Source organism: Mesorhizobium sp. M7A.F.Ca.CA.003.01.2.1, from assembly GCF_003998945.1.
GTDB lineage: Bacteria > Pseudomonadota > Alphaproteobacteria > Rhizobiales > Rhizobiaceae > Mesorhizobium > Mesorhizobium ciceri.
Map to the genome: position 1 here is coordinate 1 of NZ_RZRA01001099.1, position 1,662 is coordinate 1,662.

A 1,662-nucleotide genomic window follows, 5' to 3' on the forward strand; every position below is an offset into this window, starting at 1 on the left:
GCCCATGGCCGAAACCGCAGTCCGCTCCAGCCCGATGCGGTCGAGCAGATCGCCGAGCTTTCTATAATCGTCCGGCGTGCCGGCGAAGATCGGTATCTCGACGCCATCGAAACCGGTCGCCTTGATGTCGCGCAGCAGCGGCTCGTGTTTCTTCGACACCGCCGTCGTCCACAAGAACATGCACATGCCGATTTTCATCGACGCCCCCTCCCCTTAGATTCCTCGGATCGCCGGGGTGTTGAGATTCAGGTCAGGCCAAGCCGAAAACGGCTGGTTCCGAGAACCGGAGCGGAGCGTACTTTTGGGTACGTGAGCACCGGAAGCGCAGGAAACGGCCGTTTGCAGGCCGGCCTCACCTGAATCTCAGCGCCCCTTGGACTAGAGCTTCGTCCACGCCCCGTTCTTCTTCGACGACTTCACGCAAGCCTCGATGAAGGCCATGCCCTCGACGCCGTCCTGTATGGTCGGGAAGACGACATCCTTTGCCGGCTTGCCGCCCTTGCGGCGTGCCGCCCGGATGGCGCGTGCGGCCTCCTGGTAGATGTTGGCGAAGCCTTCGAGGTAGCCTTCCGGATGGCCTGACGGCACGCGGCTGACACGGCCCGCCACCGGCAGCGCGCCGGCGCCATTGCGGGTAATCAATTGCTTTGGCTGGCCGAATGGGGTGTACCAGAGATAGTTCGGGTCGGCCTGCACCCATTCCAGCCCACCCTTCGAGCCATAGATGCGCAGCTTCAGCCCGTTCTCATGGCCGGGCGCCACCTGGCTTGCCCAGATCATGCCCTTGGCCGGGTGCGTCTTGCCGGTAGGCTTGAAGCGCAGCATGACGTTGACGTTGTCATCCAGTAGCCGTCCCGGCACGAAGGCGTCGAGATCGGCCGACAGGGAGTCCAGTTCCAGCCCCGAGACGAAGCGGGCGAGGTTGTAGGCATGCGTGCCGATATCGCCCAGCGCACCGCCGGCACCTGCCTGCTTGGGGTCGGAGCGCCACGCCGCCTGCTTCTGGCCTGTCGCCGCCAAATCCTCGGTCAGCCAGTCCTGCGGATATTCGGACTGCACGATGCGGATGTCGCCGAGCACGCCCTTGGCGACCATTTCGCGTGCTTGCCGCACCATCGGATAGGCGGTGTAGTTGTGCGTCAGCACGAACACCTTGCCGGTCTTCTCGACTATCGCCGCGAGCTTTTTCGCTTCGGCCAGCGTCGTCGCCAGCGGCTTGTCGCAGATGACGTGGATGCCGGCCTCGAGGAAAGCTTTTGCCGCTGGCACATGCACATTGTTGGGCGTGACGATGGCCACCGCTTCGATGCCGTCGGGGCGCTTCGCCTCGGCCTTGGCCATCTCGGCATAGGATGCGTAGCTGCGTGAGGGGTCGAGCCCCAGTTCGGCCGCCGAGGCCTTGGCACGGGCCGGGTCGGCTGACAAAGCGCCGGCAACCAGCACGAACTCGTTGTCCAGCCGCGCCGCGATCCGATGCACCGCGCCGATGAAGGCGCCTTGCCCGCCGCCGACCATGCCGTAGCGGATCGGGCCGCCTCCCGTTTCCGACTTCGATGCGCCGACCATATCTTGCTCCTCGCTGTTGCTTGCCCCCCTTGAGGGGAGGTCGATCCGCGCAGCGGATCGGGTGGGGTCGTTGAGGCAGAGCGCGGTGTGAACCGA

Annotated in this window: 1 protein-coding gene and 1 pseudogene; both read right to left on the reverse strand. The window is 65.0% G+C overall.

Going from position 1 to position 1,662, the window contains the following annotated elements; all coding sequences use genetic code 11:
* A pseudogene (locus tag EN969_RS30115) lies at positions 1 to 198 on the reverse strand (sugar phosphate isomerase/epimerase); the annotation flags it as partial.
* 180 nt (positions 199 to 378) lie between these two features.
* Positions 379 to 1,566, reverse strand: a complete 1,188-nt coding sequence (locus tag EN969_RS30120) for a Gfo/Idh/MocA family oxidoreductase (protein WP_013529510.1) — start codon at positions 1,564 to 1,566, stop codon at positions 379 to 381.
* Positions 1,567 to 1,662 lie beyond the last annotated feature (96 nt).